A 19,536-nucleotide genomic window follows, 5' to 3' on the forward strand; every position below is an offset into this window, starting at 1 on the left:
CTTCACAAGCAGTTACGGTGGTGACACGCGAACCGACTGCGACAGGCAGCGGAAGCACCCGAACCCCGACATACCGATACCGGCACCCTCCGGCGTCGGCGGTGCACAGCGAACCGGACACCTATCCCCGGCCGGACGAGGAGCCGAACGACGTGACAGAGCAGCATGAGGCGCCAGGCGGCGTCTCCGGCAGGGCTCTGCAGAAGGACATCCCGCAGGCGACCGTGGCTCGGCTGGCAACCTATCTCCGGGTGCTCGCCCTGCTCGCCGACGAGGGTGTGCTCATCGTATCGAGTGAAGAACTGGCTGTCGCGGCGGGTGTCGGTTCCGCGAAGTTACGCAAGGATCTGTCGTTCCTCGGCCCCAACGGTGTTCGCGGCGTCGGCTACGACGTGGCCAAGCTGCGCGCCCGCGTCGAGGATGTACTCGGGCTGTCCGAGGGGCACCGCGTGATCCTGGTCGGCGCGGGGAATCTGGGCCGCGCACTGGTCGGCTACGGCGGGTTCCGGCGGCGTGGATTCAGCATGGTCGGCATCTTCGATTCCGCTCCGGCGATCATCGGCGAGCAGGTCAGCGGGCTGATCGTGCGCGATGTCGCGGAACTGCACAGCGCCGTCGCCGAACTCGCGCCGACCATCGCGGTCATCACGGTGCCGGACGCGGCCGCGCAGGCGGTCTGCGACGATCTGGTCGCCGCGGGTGTGCAATGCATCCTCAGCTTCTCGCCGACGGCGCTGGACGCACCGTCGTCGGTCGAGGTCCGCCGGGTCGATCTCGCCGTCGAGATGCAGATGCTGTCGTTCGAACGGGCGCGCAGTGCGGAGGCGGACACACCGGACGAGGCGCACAGCGTGGCCGCGGGCGAAACCGTGACCGCGGTGTCCACTCCGATCGGCCGCCGGGTGGCGGACCGGTCGCACGCGGGCATCAAGCATTCGGCAACGGAGCCAAACAGCAAGGGATCGGTGGTGGCACCATGAGCGTGCTTCTGGTCGGTATTTCGCATCGCAGCGCGCCCGTCGCGGTGCTGGAGAAGGTTGCTGTCACCGAGGACGACCGGCCCAAGCTGACCGATCGCATGCTCGCCTCACAGCACGTGTCCGAGGCGATGATCGTCTCCACCTGCAACCGCGTCGAGGTCTACGCCGTGGTCGACGCCTTCCACGGCGGTCTGGCCGAGGTCGGTGATCTGCTGGCCAAGCACTCCGGTCTACCGCTGCCGGAACTGACCCGGCACGCCTACGTGCGCTACAGCGAGGCCGCCGCCGAGCATCTGTTCGCGGTCGCCAGCGGCCTGGATTCGATGGTGGTCGGCGAGCAACAGGTGCTCAGCCAGATCCGCGCCGCCTACGCCGCCGCCGACGCGCAGCAGGCGGCCGGTCGCACCCTGCACGAACTGGCCCAGCACGCGCTGCGGGTCGGCAAGCGGGTGCACTCCGAGACGGGAATCGACCGGGCGGGCGCCTCGGTGGTGTCGGTCGCGCTGGACCGGGCCCGGGCGGTGCTCGGCACGCTCGATGATCGGGCGGCCGTGGTGATCGGCGCGGGCGCGATGGGCGGTCTCGCGGTGGCGCATCTCGCGCGTGCCGGGGTCGGGCACATCACCGTGGTCAACCGGACGCTGGAACGCGCGCAGCGGCTGGCGCACACCGCCGCGACCATGCACGAGGCCTCCGCGTCGGCGTCGGATCTGTCCGGGCTCGTCCCCGCGCTGGCCGATGCCGACATCGTGATCACGAGCACGGGCGCGGTCGGATCGGTGGTGACGCTGGCCGACGCGCACCGGGCCCTGAACTCCGCCCGGGTCGACCACCAGATGGTGATCTGCGACCTGGGCCTGCCGCGCGATGTGGACCCGGCGGTCGCGGGCCTGCCCGACGTGACCGTGATCGACATGGAGACATTGCAGCGCGACCCGGCCGCGGGCGCGGCCGCCGACGACACCAGCGCGGCCCGCGCGATCGTCGCCGAGGAACTCTCCAAATACCTGGCCGGTCAGCGGATGGCCGAGGTGACGCCGACCGTGGCGGCGCTGCGGCAGCGGGCCGCCGACGTGGTCGAGGCCGAACTGCTGCGGCTGGAGTCGAAGCTGCCCGGCCTGGCCGACCCGGACCGCGAAGAGGTGGCCCGGACCGTGCGCCGGGTGGTCGACAAGCTGCTGCACGCGCCGACGGTGCGTGTCAAACAGCTGGCTTCCACACCGGGCGGCGATTCCTACGCCGAGGCCCTGCGCGAACTGTTCGAACTCAAGCCCGGTGCGGCGCAGGCCGTCGCGGCGCCGATGGAGATCGGGGCGCTGGGCGAATTGGCCGACGATTTCACCACCGGCCAGGCCGGCGACGGACAGGGGCCGGCGGCATGACCGAAACCACCACTATGACCGGGGAAATCGTGACCGACGCAGCGTTGCAGGAGCACGATATGACCACACGGGGCACGGCCGCGGCGCCGTGGCGCATCGGTACTCGCGGCAGCCACCTGGCACTCACCCAGGCCGGTACGGTCCGTGACGCGCTGATCGCCGCCGGGCAGTACGCGGAACTCGTCGTCGTGAAGACCGCCGGCGACAAGTCCTCCGATCCGGTGGAGAAGATCGGTGTCGGCGTGTTCACCACCGCGTTGCGCGACGAACTGGCCATCGGCAATGTCGATATCGCGGTGCACTCGTACAAGGATCTGCCCACGGCGCCGGACCCTCGGTTCGTCATCGCCGCGATCCCGGCGCGTGAGGATCCGCGCGACGCGGTGGTCGCGCGCGACGGCCTGGTGCTCGGCGCGCTGCCGCCGGGCGCGAAGGTCGGCACCTCGGCGCCGCGCCGGATCGCGCAGCTGCGCGCGCTCGGCCTGGGACTGGAGGTACTGCCGCTGCGCGGCAATATCGACACCAGAATGCGCAAGGTGGCAGATGGCGAACTCGACGCCGTGATCCTCGCCCGCGCCGGACTGGCCCGCGTCGGCCGTCTCGGCGAGGTCACCGAGGCGCTGGAGCCGGTGCAGATGCTGCCCGCTCCCGCCCAGGGCGCGCTCGCGGTGGAATGCCGCATCGAAGACTCCGAACTCGTGACCATCCTGTCGGATCTGGACGATTCCGCCGCCCGGGCCGCGGTGCTCGCCGAGCGGTCGCTGCTCGCCGAGCTCGAGGCCGGCTGTACCGCGCCGGTCGGCGCGCTGGCCGAGGTGGTGGAGTCGATCGACGACGACGGCCGGGTGTTCGAGGAACTGTCGCTGCGCGGTTGCGCGGCGGCCATCGATGGCTCGGATGTCATCCGGGCCTCCGCGGTCGGCTCGCTCGCACAGGCCGAGCAGCTGGGCCGTTCGTTGGCGCGTGAACTTTTGGAGCTGGGGGCACGCGACTTGCTCAGCGCCGATGACAGCGCCTCTTCAGACCTCAGTAATCCCAGCCCAATGGAGAACAACCAATGAGCGAGCGCAGCGAGCGAATGATCAGCGCGGCGCCTTCGGGCATGCCGGCACCGAGCGCCAGCGAGGTGCGGGCATGAGTCGAGCCACGAAGAAGCACCCGGGCCGGATCCTGTTCGTGGGTTCGGGCCCCGGCGACCCGGCGCTGCTCACCGTGCGGGCCCGCGAGGTGCTCGGGCGTGCGACGCTGGCCTTCACCGACCCCGACGTCGACAAGGGCGTGTCCGCCCTGGTCGGCGCCGTGGTGGAGCCGGGCCCCGACGGCGAGCCCACGGTCGACGTGCGCCCGGCGCTCGGCGAGCCGGCGGAGGTCGCCAAGACCCTGATCGCCGAGGCGCGCAACGGCCACGACGTGGTGCGGCTGGTCTCCGGCGACCCGCTGACCACCGATTCGGTGATCGCCGAGGTCAATGCCGTCACCCGCTCGCACGTGATGTTCGAGGTGCTGCCCGGTCTGCCGTCGGGCACCACCGTCCCGGCCTACGCCGGTATCGCGCTGGGTTCCACGCACACCGAGGTGGACGTACGCGGTGAGGTGGATTGGGCCGCGGTCGCGGGCGCGCCCGGGCCGCTGGTGCTGCACGCCACCTCCGGCCACCTGGCCGAGACGGCGAGCGCGCTGGTCGAGCACGGCATGGCCCCGCAGACCCCGGTCGCGGTCACCGTGCGCGGCACCACCCGGCAGCAGCGCACCATCGAGGCGACGCTGGCCACGCTGAACTCCGCCGCCTCGGAGCTGGTCGGGCCGCTGGTGGTCACGGTCGGCAAGGAGGTCGAGAAGCGCGCCAAGATGTCGTGGTGGGAGTCGCGGGCGCTGTACGGCTGGACGGTGCTCGTGCCGCGCACCAAGGAACAGGCCGGTGAGATGAGCGAGAAGCTCGTCATGCACGGAGCCATCCCCATGGAGGTGCCGACCATCGCCGTGGAGCCGCCGCGCAGCCCCGCGCAGATGGAGCGCGCGGTCAAGGGCTTGGTCGACGGCCGCTACCAGTGGGTGGTCTTCACCTCCACCAACGCGGTGCGCGCGGTGTGGGAGAAGTTCGGCGAATTCGGCCTGGACGCCCGCGCCTTCTCCGGTGTGAAAATCGCCTGTGTCGGCGAGGCCACCGCGGACAAGGTGCGCTCCTTCGGCATCAACCCGGAGTTGGTGCCGAGCGGCGAACAGTCCTCCGAGGGCCTGCTCGCCGACTTCCCGCCCTACGACGACGTATTCGACCCGGTCAACCGCGTGCTGCTGCCGCGCGCCGACATCGCCACCGAAACCCTGGCCGAGGGTCTGCGCGACCGCGGCTGGGAGATCGATGACGTGACCGCGTACCGGACGGTGCGTGCCTCGCCGCCGCCGGCCGAGACCCGCGAGATGATCAAGACCGGTGGTTTCGACGCCGTGCTGTTCACCTCCTCCTCGACGGTGCGGAACCTGGTCGGTATCGCCGGCAAGCCCCACGCGCGGACCATCGTCGCCTGCATCGGCCCGAAGACCGCCGAAACGGCCATCGAATTCGGCCTCCGCGTAGACGTCCAGCCGGAGATAGCCCAGGTCGGCCCCCTGGTGGACGCCCTCGCCGAACACGCCGCCCACCTCCGCGCCGAGGGCCTCCTCCCCCCACCCCGCAAAAAGAGCCGCCGCAGCCGCTAGCAGCATGCCGGTGCCCAAGCCGGGCACCGGCACCCCAGCCGCCTACGGCATACCCCCGTCATGCGCGCACACCACATCGCGCGGCGCACCTTCTACATCCCGGCGCGACACAGGGATGTGGTGCACCTTCTACCCGGCGTGCTTTGGCCGGGTCAGCGGCGGGCGCGCATGAGGTCGCGGACGAGGCGGCAGGTTTTGTCCGAGGGTGGGTGGAGGCCGACGAGTTGGGCTGTGCGGCGGATGGTTTCGTTGTCGGCCAGGCTCGCTCGGTAGATGCCGGAGTCGAGCAGGGCGATGGACAGGCGCATCGCCTTCAGCCGGCGATTGTGGGTGACGTACCACGACCGCGGGCGGCCGGGCGGCAGCCGCCGCTTCACCAGCGGGACATAGGGCCTATCGATGATCGTCGGTGCGGTAGCGGGCACGAGATCCTCCCCTCGCTATCGGAGACCCTGATCGGATCTCTTCGAACACATCTTCGATTCTACCGTGCCCCACCGACAAAAACGCGTGGCCGCAAGGGTTTTCACGATCGTTTCCCGGCCGCGGCATCGGTCGCCGGGAAGTGCCGGAGGCGCTCGCGACAGGCTCCGGAGCGGGGCGTATCGTGCGATTCATGACCGGAATGGACCGCCCGCGGCGGTTGCGGCGGACTCCTGCCCTGCGCCGTCTCGTCGCCGAAACCACCTTGGCGCCAAGGCATCTGGTGCTGCCGATGTTCGTCGCCGACGGCCTGTCGGAGCCGCGCGAGATCGGCTCGATGCCCGGCGTGTACCAGCATTCGATGGATTCGCTGCGCAAGGCGGCGGTCGAGGCCGTCACCGCCGGTGTCGGCGGGCTGATGCTGTTCGGGGTGCCACGCCCGGAGGACAAGGACCCGTCCGGCAGCCAGGCCAGCGCCCCGGAGGGCATTCTCAACCGCGGCCTGCGCGCCCTCGCCGAAGAGGTCGGCGATTCGACGGTCGTCATGGCCGACACCTGCCTGGACGAATTCACCGACCACGGCCACTGCGGCGTGCTGTCCGCCGACGGCGCCGTCGACAACGACGCCACCCTCACCCGCTACGTGGAAATGGCGCTGGCACAGGCCGAGGCGGGCGCCGACCTGCTCGGCACCAGCGGCATGATGGACGGCCAGGTCGGCGCCATCCGTGCGGGATTGGATGCCGCGGGCCGCACCGACACCGGCATCCTGGCCTACGCCGCGAAGTACTCCTCGGCGTTCTACGGCCCGTTCCGCGAGGCCGTCGCCTCCTCGCTGCAGGGCGACCGCCGCACCTATCAGCAGGACCCGGCCAACCGCCGCGAATCGATCCGCGAACTGGAGCTGGACCTCGCCGAGGGCGCCGACATCGTGATGGTCAAGCCCGCCATGTCGTACCTGGACATCCTGCGCGAGGTCGCCGATCACTCGACCGTGCCGGTGGCCGCCTACCAGATCTCCGGCGAGTACGCGATGATCACCGCCGCCGCCGAGCGCGGCTGGATCGACCGCCGCGCCGCCGTGCTGGAGTCGTTGCTGGGTATCCGCCGGGCCGGCGCGGACTTCGTGCTCACCTACTGGGCGACCGAGGCCGCGCACTGGCTGTCGTGAATCAGTGGAGTCCGCCGGGGCGCCCGGGGCCCGTACCGGCGCCGACGGATGTCCGTACCGCCTGTCAGCTGTGGTGGGCCGTCGTCGCGCTCGGCATCGTGCGATTGATCGCGAGTGCGCTGGACCGGTTCACCGGCCGGGAAAAGCTGGCGCGGGAGCTGTTCGACCAGGTGCGCGAGCAGCAGCCGCAGGCGACGTTCGCGCAGGTCGAGCTGATCGTGTCGGTCATGCAGGTACTGATCGTGGTGTTCGGCCTGGCCTTCGCGATCGGCGCGCTGGCGATCGTGCACCAGCTGGGCCGCGGCAAGCTGTGGGCGCGGACGCTGCTGGATATCGCGGCCGTCGTGCTGGTCTTCGGCGCGGTTGGGGCGATGATCGGGCTCGGTGCGGTCGGCGGGGTGGGCCCGCTGCTCACGGGGGCCGCGGCGATCCTGCAGGCGGTGCTCGCGGGTGGTGCGCTGTTCCTTTGCCGCAGAACCGAATCCGATGCCTTCTTCCGCCTCGGCGGCCGCTAGAAGATACGCGGAATTTGTTACGGACGGACCAGGATGTATCGTGAGGGCAGTCACAGAGGATTTGGGAACCGGATGTCGTTGCTCGGGCGTTGTTCTCGGGATCGCGTTATGCGATGCGCTCCGGTGGAGCGGAGGCATTGATGCGAGTGGTGATTCAGCAGCCGCAGAGCCTTCGGCGAGATGTACTGGTACTGAGCCTGTTGATCCTGTTCGGTCTGCTCACCCTCGCCGTATTGCTGCTCCCGGGAGCAGTCGGCTGATTCTCCCCGCATGAACGACGCCCAAACCGCGCCCACGGTGCTGTTCGCGGAGCCCGGCGCCCGCTGGCGCACGATCGCCTACGGGCCGGTGCTATGCCTGATCATCCTGTTGCTGGAGGTCGGGCTGGGTTCGCAGGTGCACTGGTTCGGGCTGGCGTTCTGCGCCGCGCTGCTGGCCGGGTTCGTGTGGTTGCAGGTGGTGGCGGGCCGTCGGCACGTCAGCGTCGAACTCACCGGCGACACCCTGCGCGACGGCACCGAGACGCTCCCGCTGCGCCGCATCGCCGCGGTGCTGCCCGAACCCGACGACGAGTCCTGGGACGAGGAGGACTGGCAGTCGGCCCGCGCCCTCGGCGAACTCAACGGCGTGCCTCGCCGCCGCAAAGCCATCGGCCTGAAACTGGACGACGGCTCCCTCGTCCAAGCCTGGGCCCGCGACCACCGCCGACTCCGCGCGGAACTCACCACCGCGCTGCAACCGGCCGATCCCGAGCCGGACCAGGGCGCGAAGCCCGGCGCAGGTTCCGAACCGGGGGATACCGAGCAGCCCGAAGCCGGGTGAAAACCTGGTGACACGCCCTGAATCGAGTTCGAACACGAAACCGAGGAGGACGCTGGTGATGCGGCGGGTGTGGATCGTCGTCGATTTGGTGTTGCTGGTGGTCTGTGCCGGGGCCGCGGTGCCGAGCTGGCGCAACGGAATCGACCGGACCGTGTTCGCGGCCGCGGGGGAGCAGCCCGCCTTCGAGGCCACTCGCTATTCCGGTCCCTGGCTGGGGCTGGCCGCGCTACTGGTGGCGATCGCGGGGCTGGCTGTCATCGATCTCGTCGCCCGGTGCGCGCGCTCGCGATGAGATCGCCGAACCGCTGACCGATATCGGTGTGGCGGGCCGAGTCCCTTCGTGTGTCGCCACGGCAGGCGGACAATGGTCGGCATGAAGCGCACAGACCTCGTGAAACGCATTGCCCTCACAGCGGCGGCCACGGGAGCCGTCGGCGCTGCCACCGTCGTGCCCGCCGCGGCCGCTCCCGTCGAATCCGCTACGGCAGCCCCGGCCCCGGCATCCCTGCTCGACGTTCTGCCGAATCCGCTGAACTGTTTGCTGTCCACCGGCTTCGCCGTCTTCTGCCTCGGCGTGCCGTTGTCCTAGGCGGTGCCGCGGGTTCAGTTCCAGCGCTGATAGATGTCGAGTACGCGGGGACCGCGGCTGCCGGGGGCATTGACGAAGAAGGTCACGGTGCCGTCGGGATGCTCGGCGGCCTCCATGATCACCTGCCGCAGCGAGGCGTGAATGTTGCCGTTGTCGTCGCGGTAGAGATCCGTCTCCGGATGCAGGCCCGCGCCCATCCGGCTCTGCGGCACGACCTTGGTGACCAGTGCCGGGACCGGACCGTCGGACAGCGCGGCGGTCTCGTCGTGGGACAGGGCCCACCCGAGCCGCCCCTGGTCCGGCTGGGCGACCGGGACGCCCGCCGCGGCCTGGCCCGCACCGCCGAGCGCGGCGAGACCGGTCAACAACAGGGCTGTGCTGAGCAGGATGGTGCGCATGAAATCCCTCCCGGCCGTGGCTGAGTCGTGCCCTGAGCGTACGGAGCGGCAATCGCGCAGCGATCGATATGCGCTGAAAGTTCTTCCGGCGTGTTGCGTTTTCACTCGCCGACAAGTGCGAAAGTCCGGTTTCGGGCAAATCTTGAGGAATGTACTCGGCCGTGGTAGCGACAGGTCGGTGGTGTGCCGTGACTCACCCCACTACACCCTGTCGTCGACGGTCCGGGGCGAGGCTGCGACACTGGAGGCCGTGAGTTCATCTCCGCGCGCGACCCAGACGCCCGTGCCGGTCTCCGCCAGCCTCTTCGAACGCGCCGCCGCGATCATTCCCGGCGGCGTGAATTCGCCCGTGCGGGCCTTCAAATCCGTCGGCGGCACACCGCGATTCATCGCCTCCGCGCGCGGCAGCACACTCACCGACGCCGACGGCAACGATTACGTCGACCTGGTGTGTTCCTGGGGCCCGATGATTCTCGGCCACGCGCACCCGGCGGTGGTCGACGCGGTCCGGCGGGCGGCGACCGACGGCCTGTCGTTCGGCGCGCCGACCGAGGCGGAGATCGAACTGGCCGAGACCATCGCCGCCCGGGTCGATCCGGTGCAGCGGGTGCGGCTGGTCAACTCCGGCACCGAGGCCACCATGAGCGCGGTCCGGCTGGCGCGCGGTTACACCGGCCGCAGCAAGATCATCAAATTCTCCGGCTGCTACCACGGTCACGTGGACGCGCTGCTGGCCGACGCCGGTTCGGGCGTCGCGACGCTGGGTCTGCCGACCTCCCCGGGCGTCACCGGCGCGCAGGCCGCCGACACCATCGTGCTGCCGTACAACGACCTCGACGCGGTTGCCGCCGCCTTCGCCGAATTCCCGGACCGGATCGCCGGTGTGATCACCGAGGCGGCGGCCGGGAACATGGGTACGGTCGCGCCGCTGCCCGGTTTCAACGCGGGCCTGCGCCGGCTCACCACCGAGCACGGCGCGCTGCTGATCATGGACGAGGTGATGACCGGATTCCGGGTGAGCCCGGCCGGTTGGTACGGCGTGGAGGGCGTCGCGGGCGACCTCTACACCTTCGGCAAGGTGATGAGCGGCGGGCTACCGGCCGCGGCGTTCGGCGGCAGCGCCGACATCATGAACCGGCTGGCCCCCGACGGACCGGTGTATCAGGCGGGCACCCTCTCGGGGAATCCGGTCGCGGTGGCGGCCGGCCTGGCTTCCCTGCGCGCGGCCGACGACGCGGTGTACGCCGCGCTGGACCGCAACGCGCAGCGGCTCGGCGCGCTGCTCACCGAGGCCCTTACCGCCGCGGGCGTCGCCCACGTGGTGCAGTTCGCGGGCAATATGGTGAGCGTGTTCTTCGCCGACGAACCGGTGACCGATTACGCCGCCGCCAAAGCCAGTGCGACCTGGCGCTTTCCGGCTTTCTTCCACGCGCTGCTCGATCGCGGGGTGTACGCGCCGCCGAGCGCGTTCGAAACGTGGTTCGTCTCCGCCGCGCTCGACGAGGACGCATTCGACCGTATCGCCGCCGCCCTGCCCGCCGCCGCGGCGGCCGCGGCGGCCGCCACACCCGAAGGATCCAACGCGTGAGCGAATCCGAACAGCTCGAAACCGGCTCGGCCCCCGCCCCCTCCGCGATTTCCGACGCCGATTCCGGCGCGACGCCGGTGCTGCCCGCCCACATCGCGTCCGACACCGAGACCATCGTGCACGTCATGCGGCACGGCGAGGTGCACAACCCGAAGGGCATCCTGTACGGACGGCTGCCCGGGTTCAGCCTGTCGGTCGCGGGCCGTTCGCAGGCCACCGCCGTGGCGCGATCGCTGGCCGATCACGACATCTCCCTGGTGGTGGCCTCGCCGCTGCAACGCGCCCAGGAGACCGCCGAGCCGATCGCGGTCCAGCACGGCGTCGTCGTGCGCACCGACGACAACCTGATCGAGGCGGGCAACACCTTCGAGGGCCTGCGCGTCTCGGTCGGTGACGGCGCGCTGCGCAAGCCGCGGCACTGGTGGAAGCTGCGCGACCCGTTCACCCCGTCGTGGGGCGAGCCGTATCTGCAGATCGCGCATCGCATGCTGGCCGCGGTGAACAAGGCGCGGGTGGAGGCGGCGGGCCACGAGGCGGTGCTGGTGTCGCATCAGCTGCCGGTGTGGACACTGCGGCGATTCCTCGAGGGCAAGCGGCTGTGGCACGATCCGCGGCAGCGGCAGTGCTCGCTGGCCTCCGTGACTTCGCTTGTGTACCAGGGCGATACGCTCATCGACATCGTCTACTCCGAGCCCGCCGGGGAGTCGGATCCGCGGGTGACCGGGGCGTGAGCGGTCGGTGGCGGTCGGTGGGAGCCGTGCTGGTCGCGGGCGTGGCGCTGGTGGCCGCGCTGTCCGGCTGCTCGACCGGCACCGACGCGGTCGCCAGCGGCGGCACCTTCGACTTCGTCTCGCCGGGCGGCAAGACCGACATCTTCTACGACCCGCCCGCGGCCCGCGGCACCATCGGCAAGCTGTCCGGGCCGGATCTGCTGCACCCCGGCAAGACCATCTCGGTGGCCGACTTCCCGAATCAGGTTGTGGTACTGAACCTCTGGGGACAGTGGTGCGGTCCGTGCCGTGCGGAGGCGCCGGCGTTGGAGCAGGTCTACGAGCAGTCGAAGGCGAAGGGCGTGGCGTTTCTCGGCATCAACGTGCGTGATCCGCAGCGCGACAAGGCGCAGGATTTCGTCACCGATTTCCACGTCGGCTATCCCTCGGTCTACGACCCCGAGATGCGCACCCTGCTCGCCCTCGGGGGCAAGTTCCCCACCAGCGTCATCCCCACCACGCTGGTCCTCGACCGGCAGCACCGGGTAGCCGCGGTCTTCCTGCGTTCGCTGCTCGCCGAGGACCTGCAACCGGTCGTCGACCGCATCGCCGCGGAGGGCGCACAGTGAGATCGGGCGCCAGTTCGACGCAGGGGTGGGCGCGATGAGTGTGTATGCGGCGGTGGGGGATTCGTTCCAGCAGACCGCGGCGACCGGGCCGCTGCTACTCGCGCTCGGGGCCTGCGTGCTGGCCGGGCTGGTGTCGTTCGCGTCGCCGTGCGTGGTGCCGCTGGTACCCGGGTATCTGTCCTACCTCGCCGGGCTGGTGGGGGCCGAGGCGCCGCCGGTGACGGTGGCCGAGGCGAGCGGTAACCGGGCCGCGCTGGTCACGAAGTCCGGACGGATGCGGGTCGCGGGCGCGGCGGGACTGTTCGTGGCCGGGTTCACGGTCGTGTTCGTCCTGGCGTCGGCGACCGTGTTCGGGCTGATTCAGACCTTGAACGTCAATCGTGAACTGCTGCAACGTCTCGGCGGCGTCGTGACGATCGTGATGGGCCTGGTGTTCCTCGGTCTGATCCCGGCGCTACAGCGCGACACCCGCATGCATCCGCGGCGATTGACCGGCGTCGTGGGCGCGCCGCTGCTGGGTGCGGTGTTCGCGCTGGGCTGGACGCCGTGCCTGGGACCGACGCTGTCCGGCGTGATGGCCGTGTCCGCGGGGACCGAGGGCGCCACCGCCGCGCGGGGCGTGGTGCTGATCGTCGCGTACTGCCTGGGTCTCGGGTTGCCGTTCGTGATCTTGGCGTTCGGGTCGGCCAGTGCGCTGCGCGGGGTCGGGTGGTTGCGCCGTAATTCGCGCACCATTCAGGTGATCGGGGGGATCCTGCTCGTCGCCGTCGGTATCGCGCTGGTCACCGGTTTGTGGGACCAGTTCGTCGGGTGGGTTCGCAATGTATTCGTCTCCCAGGTGACTCTGCCGATCTGACATGACTGCAACGATCTCCCCCGCCCCCGCCTCGGCCCGCCCGCCCCGCCAGTCCCTGCCGCGCCGCGCCTTCGCGCTGTTGCGCAACACCTGGCGCGGACTCACCAGCATGCGCACCGCGCTGATGCTGCTGTTCCTGCTGGCGCTGGCGGCCATCCCCGGCGCCCTACTGCCGCAACGCAACCTGAACACGCAGAAGGTCGACAAGTACATCGCGGACCGGTCCACCCTCGGTCCGTGGATGGACCGGTTGCAGCTGTTCGACGTGTTCTCCAGCTTCTGGTTCACCGCGGTCTACGTGCTGCTGTTCGTCTCGCTGGTCGGCTGCATCGTGCCGCGAGTGTTCGACCACTACAAGGCCTGGCGCACCCCGCCGGTGCGCGCCCCGCGCAACCTCACCCGCCTGCCCCACCACTACTCGACCACCACGACGGACTCCGCCGACGACGTGATCACCAAGGCCCGCGCGGAACTTCGCGGCTGGCGGGTCGTCGAGCGTCGTGTGCAGCGGGAGGGGCGCGACGAAGCAACTCTCGCTCCTGACGTTGCCCGCACGCCCGGCGAGGAAGTGCCCTTCTCTCCTGACATTGCCCGCACGCCCGGCGAGGAAGTGCCCTTCTCTCCTGACATTGCCCGGCGCTCCACCGACGAAGTAACCCTTTCCGCGGAGAAGGGCTACTTCCGCGAACTCGGCAATATCGTCTTCCACCTGGCATTGGTCGGGTTGTTGGTGGCGATCGCGGCCGGGCGGTTGTTCGGGTACGAGGGCAGCGTCATCGTGGTCGCCGACAACGGTCCGGGTTTCTGCACCACCTCGACCGCGGCGTTCGACTCCTTCCGCGCCGGGCGGGTCAACGACGGCACGGGGCTGGCGCCGATGTGTGTGCGGGTCAAGGACTTCCGGGCCGACTACCTGCCCAACGGCCAGGCCGAGATGTTCACCGCCGACATCTCCTACCAGGCCGGGGCCGACCTCGCGAGCGACACCTGGCGCGACACCACGATCCAGGTGAACCACCCGCTGCGCGTCTCCGGCGACCGGGTGTACCTGCAGGGCCACGGGTACGCGCCCACCTTCACCGTCACCTATCCCGACGGTCGGACGCGCACCGAGACCACGCAGTGGCGCCCCGACGACGGCACGACCTTCCTTTCCAGCGGCGTCATGCGGTTCGATCCGCCCGGCGGCATGTTCGGCAGCGAGCAGGAGCGCCGCAAGCACCAGATCGCGATCGAGGGCCTGTTCGCGCCGACCGCCCTGCTCCACGGCAACCTGCTGACCTCGTCGTATCCCGCGCTGACCGACCCCGCGGTCGCCATCGACATCTACCGCGGCGAGACCGGCCTCGACACCGGCCGCGCGCAGTCGCTGTTCGCGCTGGATTCGGAGATGATCAAGCAGGGCCGATTGACCAAGGAGCAGCGGGTCAATCTGCGGCCCGGCGAATCGGCCACCCTCCCCGACGGCACCAAGGTGACCTTCGACGGCGCGAAGCAGTACGCGAATCTCCAGGTCTCGCACGATCCCGCGCAGGGCTGGGTGCTGGCTTGCGCGCTGACCATGATGGCCGGACTGCTGGTGTCGCTGCTGGTGAAGCGCCGCCGGATCTGGTTGCGCGCCTACCCCGACGACCGTCCCGATGGTGAACGACGTACCGTAGTAGAAATGGGCGGTCTGGCCCGCACCGACCAGGCGGGTTGGGGCGGCGAATTCGACCGTCTGCGAGCACGGCTGCTGGACAGCACCCCGGAGACTCCCACCGCGCGGACCGAGAGCACGAGAGAGTGACCATGACGATCGACGAAACTCTCGCCGGATACAGCAATCTCGCCTTCAAGACGGCGTGGGTCATCTACGTCCTGGTGCTCGCGATGCTGATCGTGCAGTACGCCTCGGCGCGCAGTCGCGTCACCGAGCGGGAACTCGTGAGCGTCGGCGGCGCGGGCGCGGCCGACATCCCCGCCGGGGACGGCCCGGTGCCCGGCCGAGTCGAGGCGTCGTCCGGTCGTCCCCTGCCGGAGCGGCTCGGCAATATGGCGTTCGCGGTGCTGTTCGTGGCGATCGGCCTGCATCTCGTGTCGATCGTGCTGCGCGGCTTCGCGACTCACCGCTTCCCCCTGGGGAACATGTACGAATTCATCACGATGGCCACCGCCGCGGCCGCGGTAACGGGCGTGGTGTTCATGCACGAGCGGCGCTACCGCTCGATGTGGGTCTTCCTGCTGGCGCCGGTACTGATCCTGATGTTCCTGGCCGGGCAGGTGCTGTATGCCGAAGCGGCCCCGGTGGTTCCGGCGCTGAAGTCGTACTGGCTGCCCATCCACGTGACGATCGTCAGCATCGGCAGCGGCATCTTCATGCTGTCGGGCGTGGCGAGCCTGCTGTTCCTCCTGCGGCTGCGCCAGCCCGAAGGCCAGGAGTCGAACAACATCATCGGCGCCCTGTCCCGCCGCCTCCCCGACGCCCGCGCCCTCGACCGCCTGGCCTACAAAACCACCATCGTCGGCTTCCCCCTGTTCGGCGCCGGCGTCATCCTCGGCGCCATCTGGGCCGAATCCGCCTGGGGCCGCTTCTGGGGCTGGGACCCCAAGGAAACAGTCTCCTTCATAGCCTGGGTCGTCTACGCCGCCTACCTCCACGCCCGAGCCACCTCAGGCTGGCGAGACACCAAAGCCGCCTGGATCAACGTAGCCGGCTTCGTAGCCATGCTCTTCAACCTGTTCATCATCAATATCGTGGTGAGCGGGCTGCACAGCTACGCGGGGTTGAACTGAAGTTATTTACCTAGGGATTCTGACGGCGCCTGAGAAGGCAGTTCCGGAATAGTCCAGGGTGATGCGGGCACGTCCGGCGTGCCACCGGGCGGCATACACTGTGGTCATGAGTACCACTCACGAGGAACTGGTCCGGCTGGCTGAGGCTGTGCCCGATGATCAGGTGCCGGCCGCGGCGGCGCTGTTGCGTCAGTTGGTGCGGAAGTCCGGGAGGCGCACGTTCCGTAGTGAGGGCCTCGCGTCGGCCGAACCCGATCTGGGGGAGCGAGCCAAGGAGATCGTCCGAGAGGAACTCGACCGGGATACGTCCGAGTGATCGTTGTCGATACGGGGCCGATCGTCGCTCTGGTCAATAACCGAGACAACCACCACGTAGCCTGCCGGGAACTGCTGATGAACGCCCCCGGGCCGCTTCTCGTCCCGGCGCCGGTTTTCACTGAAGCGGCTATTCTGCTCGAGCGGCGCTGCGGCCCGGCTGCCGAACTGGCGTTTCTGGAGGATGTGGCAGAAGGTGCGTACACAGTGGTCGACACGACCACCGAAGACCTCGAGCGTGTTTGCCAGCTGGTCGACAAGTACTCCGATCTGCCGCTCGGTACGGTGGATGCGTCCGTGGTCGCCGTGGCCGAACGTTTTCCGGTGACCGCCGTGGCGACGCTGGACCGCAAACACTTCTCGATCGTGCGGTCCAAGGCTGGTCAGCTGTTGCTGGTGCCGTAGCCCAACCGTGGTGAGTGGGTTGCACAGCTACGCGGGGTTGAACTAGAGCCATTTGGATGGGGGATGGGATGGGTGGTGTGTGGCCCGCTGATTGGGATGATCTGGCGCGGGGGATCGGGTGTGGGATGTGCGATTCCGAGCGGGGGGATTCGGATGAGTATGGGATCACTATTTTTCGGAGTCCGAATGTTGATGCGGCCTTGCAGCGGGCTGATATTCAGCGGGGGTACACCGTGGTGATCTGGCGGGGGCGGCATGTGAACGAGCCGTATGAGTTGTCGGACTCGGAATCGGGGGAGTACTGGCGGGGAGTCATGGTTGTCGCCGGTGCTCTGGCTAGGCATTATCGTCCGTTGAAGATGAACTATGAGACGTTGGGGAACACTCTTCCGCATCTCCATACCCATCTTCTGCCACGCTATCGGGACAATGATCCGAGGCCGGGGCTGCCGTTTCCGCTGTTGCCCCAGGAAGTGGGCGAATCGGGAATCCCCGAGGACAGGCTGCGGGCCGATGCCGAGGCGCTTCGCCGGGAACTCGGGTTCTAGCTCGTTATTCCTGGGGGTCTATGCGGAAGACGGGGCAGCGGGGGGCGGCTGCGGCGAAGGAATCGGGGTCGGGGGAGGGTACTACGCCGGTTTTGACGAAGAATTGGACGCCGTGGGGGACCTCGCGGGGGAAGGCTCGCAGGATCGGGGCGCGTTCTTCTACGGGGAGTTCGGTGAGGGTGACTCGTTGGCGGCGGCGGCCTTTGGCCAGTTCGCCCCAGCCTGCGGCGCGGGCGTTCTTCACCCAGTCCGCGTGTTCGAAACCTCCGACGACGTAGGTGTTCCCGTCCACGGTCAAGGGAGAGACCGGGGTGGTGCGCAGTTCGCCGGACTTGCGGCCCGGGACCGAGAGGACGTGCATGGTGCCGAGGGCCAGGCCTGCTCGCTGTAGCGCGACGATCACCTTGTTGAACGGCTTGAGGCGGCGGCGTATCCGGTCGATGTCGGTCTTGCTCATGATCTTTTCTCCTCTTGTGCTGGGCTGGAAGGGCTTTCGGGTTCCGGCCACGCGACGTGGCCGTGTTCGATGTCGGCGACGGTCTGCCGCAGCCAGCCGATTTCGCAGTCGCGCATGCGTTGGAGATATTCGGTCTCCAGCAGCACCACGCGTGGCAGATCCGGTGCGGCGGTAGCGAGTTCACGCGCCGCCCGCTCCGACTCGGCGGCCAGGTGATCGGCTCGGCGGCGCAGCAATGCCGCCGCCTCGGCCGGGGTCAGCACCGCGAGATGTGCCAGTCCGGCGACGAAGCGGGGGAATTCGTTGATCGGCTCGCCGACGAACTCGGAGATCAACTCGCGCAGTGTTTTTCGGCCCGCCTCGGTGATGGCGTAGACCGTCCGCTCGGGGCGGGACCCGGCCCGCGACGTCTCCGTCGGAGTCAGCAGTCCGGCTCGCTCCAGCCGGGCGATGGTGTCGTAGAGCGAGCCGCCGCGCATCTTCACCGTCTCCGCGATGTGCCGCTCGCGCAGCGTCACCTTCATGTCGTACGGGTGGCGGGCCTTTTCCGCGAGCAGCGTCAGCACCGCCACGGTCAGTGGGGAACTCACGGCACGCAGTGGTCGCTCCATGCGGCCTCCGTATAGTCGAACTCGTTTAGTCGAGTTCGACTATACGTCACAGAGGTCAGCAGGACCAGGCACGTCCGTAGAATTCGGTGTCATGGGGTCGGCGGGATACGTGTGGTACGCCGCGTACGGGTCGAACCTGTTCGCGCGGCGGCTGGACTACTACCGCCGAGGCGGGAATCCGCCGGGCACCCCGCGCACCTATCCCGGATTCCGCGATCCGACGCCGCCGCGAGCGAGCCGCCCACTGACGCTGCCGGGCACGATCTACTTCGCGTGGGAGAGCCCGGTCTGGACCGGCGGCGTCGCCTTCTACGCCGCCCGGCCCGAGGCGGACTGGCCAGCGGGTGCGGCCGCACGCGGGTATCTGCTGACCTTCCAACAGTTCGAAGACCTACTGGCACAAGAGATGTACCGGACACCGGGAACCGGCCCCGGCCTCGATCTCGCCGAGTTGACCCGCGACGGCATCACCCGGCTGGGTGACGGCCGCTACGAAACCTTGCTGCACGTAACAGATTTGGACGGATTTCCGGTGCTGACCTTCACCTCGCCCTGGCAGCCGGAGACGGTCCGGTTGAACAAACCGTCTCCGCGCTACCTCGCCATGCTGGCCGCTGGCCTCCGGGAGTCCCACGGCTGGACCTCGGCCGAGATACTCACCTACCTCGCCGAACTCCCTGGCGTCCAAGGCTTCTGGCCTCGCGACGATCTATACACAGCCATCCACAACTACTGACTCACCTCGAGGACGATCTTGCCCCGGGAACGGCCCTTCTTGCTGTGCTCGAGGGCTCGGGCTGCCTCGGCCAGCGGCAGGACGGTGTCGACCGGGACGGTGAGTTTGCCCGCCTCGGCGAGGTCGGCGAGGGTGGTCAGTTCGGTGGCGGAGGGGCGTACCCAGACCACGTGCCCACCCTTCTCGCCCACGGTGCCATCGGCGACCGAAGCGATGCGGGAGCGGTCGTGCAGCAGGTCCTGGGACACGTCGATCACGCCGCTCCCGGCGAAATCGACGGCCGCGTCGATGCCTTCGGAGGACAGTTCGCGGACCCGGTCGGCCAGGCCGTCGCCGTAGGTGACCGGTTCCGCGCCGAGGGACCGCAGGAAATCGTGGTTGCGCTCGCTGGCGGTGCCGAACACCCGGGCGCCGCGCGCGACGGCTATCTGCACGGCCAGCGAGCCGACGCCGCCGGACGCCGCGTGCACCAGGACGGTCTCGCCCGGCGACAGTCCCACGCGTTCGAGCGACCGATACGCGGTGAGCCCCGCGAGCGGGAGTCCCGCGGCCTCCTGCCAGGTCAGCGCGGCCGGTCTGCGCGCCAGTGTCCGGACCGGCGCGGCCACCAGTTCGGCATAGGTGCCGTGCTGGACCTCGTCGCGGCGGACATAACCCATCACCTCGTCGCCGACCTGATACTCCGGCACGTCCGCGCCGAGCTGCTCGACCACACCGGCGACGTCCCATCCCGGGATCAGCGGGAAATGGGCATACATCATCGGATCCAGATATCCGGCGAGGACCTTCCAGTCGACCGGATTGACCCCGGCCGCCTTGACCCGAATCAGTACTTGATCCGGCCCCACCTTGGGAGCTGGAAGTTCGCCGAGCGTCAGAACATCGGGATCACCGTAGCTGTTCGCAAAGATCGCTTCCATATCCGCAGC

The 19,536-nt window shown here is 69.1% G+C and carries 24 protein-coding genes; 19 read left to right on the plus strand and 5 right to left on the minus strand.

The features are described 5' to 3' along the window. Positions 1–152: 152 nt before the first annotated feature. The 4 genes from ACFMRZ_RS25405 (at position 153) to ACFMRZ_RS25420 (ending at position 5,059) form a co-directional block, all read left to right on the plus strand. Entirely contained in the window at positions 153–980 is an 828-nt protein-coding gene (locus ACFMRZ_RS25405) for a redox-sensing transcriptional repressor Rex (protein WP_280274339.1), read from the plus strand. Then, a complete protein-coding gene (locus ACFMRZ_RS25410; RefSeq protein WP_280274338.1) occupies positions 977–2,362 on the plus strand; it encodes a glutamyl-tRNA reductase in 1,386 nt (461 codons plus the stop codon). The genes ACFMRZ_RS25405 and ACFMRZ_RS25410 overlap by 4 nt, the downstream gene beginning before the upstream one ends. A 59-nt stretch (positions 2,363–2,421) precedes the next feature. Beyond that, a complete protein-coding gene (gene hemC / locus ACFMRZ_RS25415; RefSeq protein ID WP_400181019.1) occupies positions 2,422–3,423 on the plus strand; it encodes a hydroxymethylbilane synthase in 1,002 nt (333 codons plus the stop codon). A gap of 73 nt (positions 3,424–3,496) precedes the next feature. Beyond that, a complete protein-coding gene (locus tag ACFMRZ_RS25420; protein ID WP_280274337.1) occupies positions 3,497–5,059 on the plus strand; it encodes a bifunctional uroporphyrinogen-III C-methyltransferase/uroporphyrinogen-III synthase in 1,563 nt (520 codons plus the stop codon). Positions 5,060–5,211: 152 nt separating this feature from the next. Here the strand turns inward: ACFMRZ_RS25420 and ACFMRZ_RS25425 are convergent, their stop codons facing one another. Further along, on the minus strand, positions 5,212–5,484 hold the full coding sequence (locus ACFMRZ_RS25425; RefSeq protein WP_280274336.1) for a hypothetical protein: 273 nt from the start codon (positions 5,482–5,484) through the stop codon (positions 5,212–5,214). 191 nt (positions 5,485–5,675) lie between these two features. On the opposite strand from ACFMRZ_RS25425, the gene hemB reads away from it, so the two are divergent. The 5 genes from hemB to ACFMRZ_RS25450 all read left to right on the plus strand — a co-directional run bounded on the left by hemB (position 5,676) and on the right by ACFMRZ_RS25450 (position 8,579). Continuing rightward, entirely contained in the window at positions 5,676–6,653 is a 978-nt protein-coding gene (gene hemB, locus ACFMRZ_RS25430) for a porphobilinogen synthase (protein ID WP_280274335.1), read from the plus strand. Next, positions 6,650–7,168 carry a hypothetical protein gene (locus ACFMRZ_RS25435; RefSeq protein ID WP_400181020.1) on the plus strand — a complete coding sequence of 173 codons (519 nt, stop codon included), beginning with the start codon at positions 6,650–6,652 and terminating at the stop codon, positions 7,166–7,168. The genes hemB and ACFMRZ_RS25435 overlap by 4 nt, the downstream gene beginning before the upstream one ends. A gap of 270 nt (positions 7,169–7,438) precedes the next feature. Then, complete coding sequence (locus ACFMRZ_RS25440; protein ID WP_400181021.1) at positions 7,439–7,990, plus strand: hypothetical protein; 552 nt, start codon at positions 7,439–7,441, stop codon at positions 7,988–7,990. Between the two features lie 55 nt (positions 7,991–8,045). Further along, the gene (locus ACFMRZ_RS25445) at positions 8,046–8,282 is read left to right on the plus strand and encodes a hypothetical protein (protein ID WP_280274332.1); all 237 of its coding nucleotides are present in this window, start codon (positions 8,046–8,048) and stop codon (positions 8,280–8,282) included. 81 nt (positions 8,283–8,363) lie between these two features. Further along, positions 8,364–8,579: a hypothetical protein gene (locus ACFMRZ_RS25450; protein WP_280370573.1), complete on the plus strand. Its 216-nt coding sequence runs from the start codon at positions 8,364–8,366 to the stop codon at positions 8,577–8,579. 14 nt (positions 8,580–8,593) lie between these two features. Here ACFMRZ_RS25450 and ACFMRZ_RS25455 read toward each other — a convergent pair whose 3' ends face one another. Then, positions 8,594–8,977: a hypothetical protein gene (locus tag ACFMRZ_RS25455; RefSeq protein ID WP_400181022.1), complete on the minus strand. Its 384-nt coding sequence runs from the start codon at positions 8,975–8,977 to the stop codon at positions 8,594–8,596. Positions 8,978–9,227: 250 nt separating this feature from the next. Here ACFMRZ_RS25455 and hemL point away from each other — a divergent pair, with 250 nt between their 5' ends. The 9 genes from hemL (at position 9,228) to ACFMRZ_RS25500 (ending at position 16,803) form a co-directional block, all read left to right on the plus strand. Further along, positions 9,228–10,565, plus strand: coding sequence for a glutamate-1-semialdehyde 2,1-aminomutase (gene hemL, locus ACFMRZ_RS25460; RefSeq protein ID WP_400181023.1), 1,338 nt, complete (start codon positions 9,228–9,230; stop codon positions 10,563–10,565). Between the two features lie 125 nt (positions 10,566–10,690). Then, positions 10,691–11,296, plus strand: coding sequence for a histidine phosphatase family protein (locus ACFMRZ_RS25465; protein ID WP_187689550.1), 606 nt, complete (start codon positions 10,691–10,693; stop codon positions 11,294–11,296). Then, on the plus strand, positions 11,293–11,904 hold the full coding sequence (locus tag ACFMRZ_RS25470) for a TlpA disulfide reductase family protein (protein WP_400181024.1): 612 nt from the start codon (positions 11,293–11,295) through the stop codon (positions 11,902–11,904). The genes ACFMRZ_RS25465 and ACFMRZ_RS25470 overlap by 4 nt, the downstream gene beginning before the upstream one ends. Positions 11,905–11,938: 34 nt before the next feature. Beyond that, positions 11,939–12,760, plus strand: a complete 822-nt coding sequence (locus tag ACFMRZ_RS25475) for a cytochrome c biogenesis CcdA family protein (protein ID WP_400181025.1) — start codon at positions 11,939–11,941, stop codon at positions 12,758–12,760. A gap of 1 nt (position 12,761) precedes the next feature. Next, the gene (locus ACFMRZ_RS25480) at positions 12,762–14,549 is read left to right on the plus strand and encodes a cytochrome c biogenesis protein ResB (protein ID WP_400181026.1); all 1,788 of its coding nucleotides are present in this window, start codon (positions 12,762–12,764) and stop codon (positions 14,547–14,549) included. Between the two features lie 2 nt (positions 14,550–14,551). Continuing rightward, the gene (ccsB, locus tag ACFMRZ_RS25485; protein WP_400181027.1) at positions 14,552–15,535 is read left to right on the plus strand and encodes a c-type cytochrome biogenesis protein CcsB; all 984 of its coding nucleotides are present in this window, start codon (positions 14,552–14,554) and stop codon (positions 15,533–15,535) included. A 106-nt stretch (positions 15,536–15,641) separates the two neighbouring features. After that, positions 15,642–15,851, plus strand: coding sequence for a hypothetical protein (locus ACFMRZ_RS25490; protein ID WP_280276190.1), 210 nt, complete (start codon positions 15,642–15,644; stop codon positions 15,849–15,851). Further along, a complete protein-coding gene (locus tag ACFMRZ_RS25495; RefSeq protein WP_400181028.1) occupies positions 15,848–16,255 on the plus strand; it encodes a type II toxin-antitoxin system VapC family toxin in 408 nt (135 codons plus the stop codon). The genes ACFMRZ_RS25490 and ACFMRZ_RS25495 overlap by 4 nt, the downstream gene beginning before the upstream one ends. 125 nt (positions 16,256–16,380) lie before the next feature. Then, positions 16,381–16,803, plus strand: a complete 423-nt coding sequence (locus tag ACFMRZ_RS25500; protein ID WP_400181029.1) for an HIT family protein — start codon at positions 16,381–16,383, stop codon at positions 16,801–16,803. A gap of 4 nt (positions 16,804–16,807) precedes the next feature. Here ACFMRZ_RS25500 and ACFMRZ_RS25505 read toward each other — a convergent pair whose 3' ends face one another. Together ACFMRZ_RS25505 and ACFMRZ_RS25510 are read right to left on the minus strand one after the other, a co-directional pair. Continuing rightward, complete coding sequence (locus ACFMRZ_RS25505) at positions 16,808–17,260, minus strand: nitroreductase family deazaflavin-dependent oxidoreductase (protein ID WP_400181030.1); 453 nt, start codon at positions 17,258–17,260, stop codon at positions 16,808–16,810. Further along, positions 17,257–17,871, minus strand: a complete 615-nt coding sequence (locus ACFMRZ_RS25510; RefSeq protein WP_400181031.1) for a PadR family transcriptional regulator — start codon at positions 17,869–17,871, stop codon at positions 17,257–17,259. The genes ACFMRZ_RS25505 and ACFMRZ_RS25510 overlap by 4 nt, the downstream gene beginning before the upstream one ends. 91 nt (positions 17,872–17,962) lie before the next feature. Between ACFMRZ_RS25510 and ACFMRZ_RS25515 the strand changes: the two genes are divergently transcribed. Further along, positions 17,963–18,607, plus strand: a complete 645-nt coding sequence (locus ACFMRZ_RS25515) for a histone deacetylase (RefSeq protein ID WP_400181032.1) — start codon at positions 17,963–17,965, stop codon at positions 18,605–18,607. Here ACFMRZ_RS25515 and ACFMRZ_RS25520 read toward each other — a convergent pair. Continuing rightward, positions 18,601–19,527, minus strand: a complete 927-nt coding sequence (locus tag ACFMRZ_RS25520; RefSeq protein ID WP_400181033.1) for an NADP-dependent oxidoreductase — start codon at positions 19,525–19,527, stop codon at positions 18,601–18,603. The genes ACFMRZ_RS25515 and ACFMRZ_RS25520 overlap by 7 nt on opposite strands. Positions 19,528–19,536: the final 9 nt, after the last annotated feature.

Origin of the sequence: Nocardia sp. N2S4-5, from assembly GCF_044628355.1 — a bacterium.
GTDB classification, from domain to species: Bacteria; Actinomycetota; Actinomycetes; order Mycobacteriales; family Mycobacteriaceae; genus Nocardia; species Nocardia wallacei_B.

What these genes read in the sequence shown, in the direction of transcription:
- ACFMRZ_RS25410 (WP_280274338.1), top strand. Translation starts at nt 977, where the DNA reads ATGAGCGTGCTTCTGGTCGGTATTTCGCATCGCAGCGCGCCCGTCGCG.
- hemC (WP_400181019.1), top strand. Translation starts at nt 2,422, where the DNA reads ATGACCACACGGGGCACGGCCGCGGCGCCGTGGCGCATCGGTACTCGC.
- ACFMRZ_RS25420 (WP_280274337.1), top strand. Translation starts at nt 3,497, where the DNA reads ATGAGTCGAGCCACGAAGAAGCACCCGGGCCGGATCCTGTTCGTGGGT.
- hemB (WP_280274335.1), top strand. Translation starts at nt 5,676, where the DNA reads ATGACCGGAATGGACCGCCCGCGGCGGTTGCGGCGGACTCCTGCCCTG.
- ACFMRZ_RS25440 (WP_400181021.1), top strand. Translation starts at nt 7,439, where the DNA reads ATGAACGACGCCCAAACCGCGCCCACGGTGCTGTTCGCGGAGCCCGGC.
- ACFMRZ_RS25450 (WP_280370573.1), top strand. Translation starts at nt 8,364, where the DNA reads ATGAAGCGCACAGACCTCGTGAAACGCATTGCCCTCACAGCGGCGGCC.
- ACFMRZ_RS25455 (WP_400181022.1), bottom strand. Translation starts at nt 8,977, where the DNA reads ATGCGCACCATCCTGCTCAGCACAGCCCTGTTGTTGACCGGTCTCGCC.
- ACFMRZ_RS25465 (WP_187689550.1), top strand. Translation starts at nt 10,691, where the DNA reads ATGCGGCACGGCGAGGTGCACAACCCGAAGGGCATCCTGTACGGACGG.
- ACFMRZ_RS25475 (WP_400181025.1), top strand. Translation starts at nt 11,939, where the DNA reads ATGAGTGTGTATGCGGCGGTGGGGGATTCGTTCCAGCAGACCGCGGCG.
- ACFMRZ_RS25480 (WP_400181026.1), top strand. Translation starts at nt 12,762, where the DNA reads ATGACTGCAACGATCTCCCCCGCCCCCGCCTCGGCCCGCCCGCCCCGC.
- ccsB (WP_400181027.1), top strand. Translation starts at nt 14,552, where the DNA reads ATGACGATCGACGAAACTCTCGCCGGATACAGCAATCTCGCCTTCAAG.
- ACFMRZ_RS25490 (WP_280276190.1), top strand. Translation starts at nt 15,642, where the DNA reads ATGAGTACCACTCACGAGGAACTGGTCCGGCTGGCTGAGGCTGTGCCC.
- ACFMRZ_RS25500 (WP_400181029.1), top strand. Translation starts at nt 16,381, where the DNA reads ATGTGCGATTCCGAGCGGGGGGATTCGGATGAGTATGGGATCACTATT.
- ACFMRZ_RS25505 (WP_400181030.1), bottom strand. Translation starts at nt 17,260, where the DNA reads ATGAGCAAGACCGACATCGACCGGATACGCCGCCGCCTCAAGCCGTTC.
- ACFMRZ_RS25510 (WP_400181031.1), bottom strand. Translation starts at nt 17,871, where the DNA reads ATGGAGCGACCACTGCGTGCCGTGAGTTCCCCACTGACCGTGGCGGTG.
- ACFMRZ_RS25515 (WP_400181032.1), top strand. Translation starts at nt 17,963, where the DNA reads ATGGGGTCGGCGGGATACGTGTGGTACGCCGCGTACGGGTCGAACCTG.
- ACFMRZ_RS25520 (WP_400181033.1), bottom strand. Translation starts at nt 19,527, where the DNA reads ATGGAAGCGATCTTTGCGAACAGCTACGGTGATCCCGATGTTCTGACG.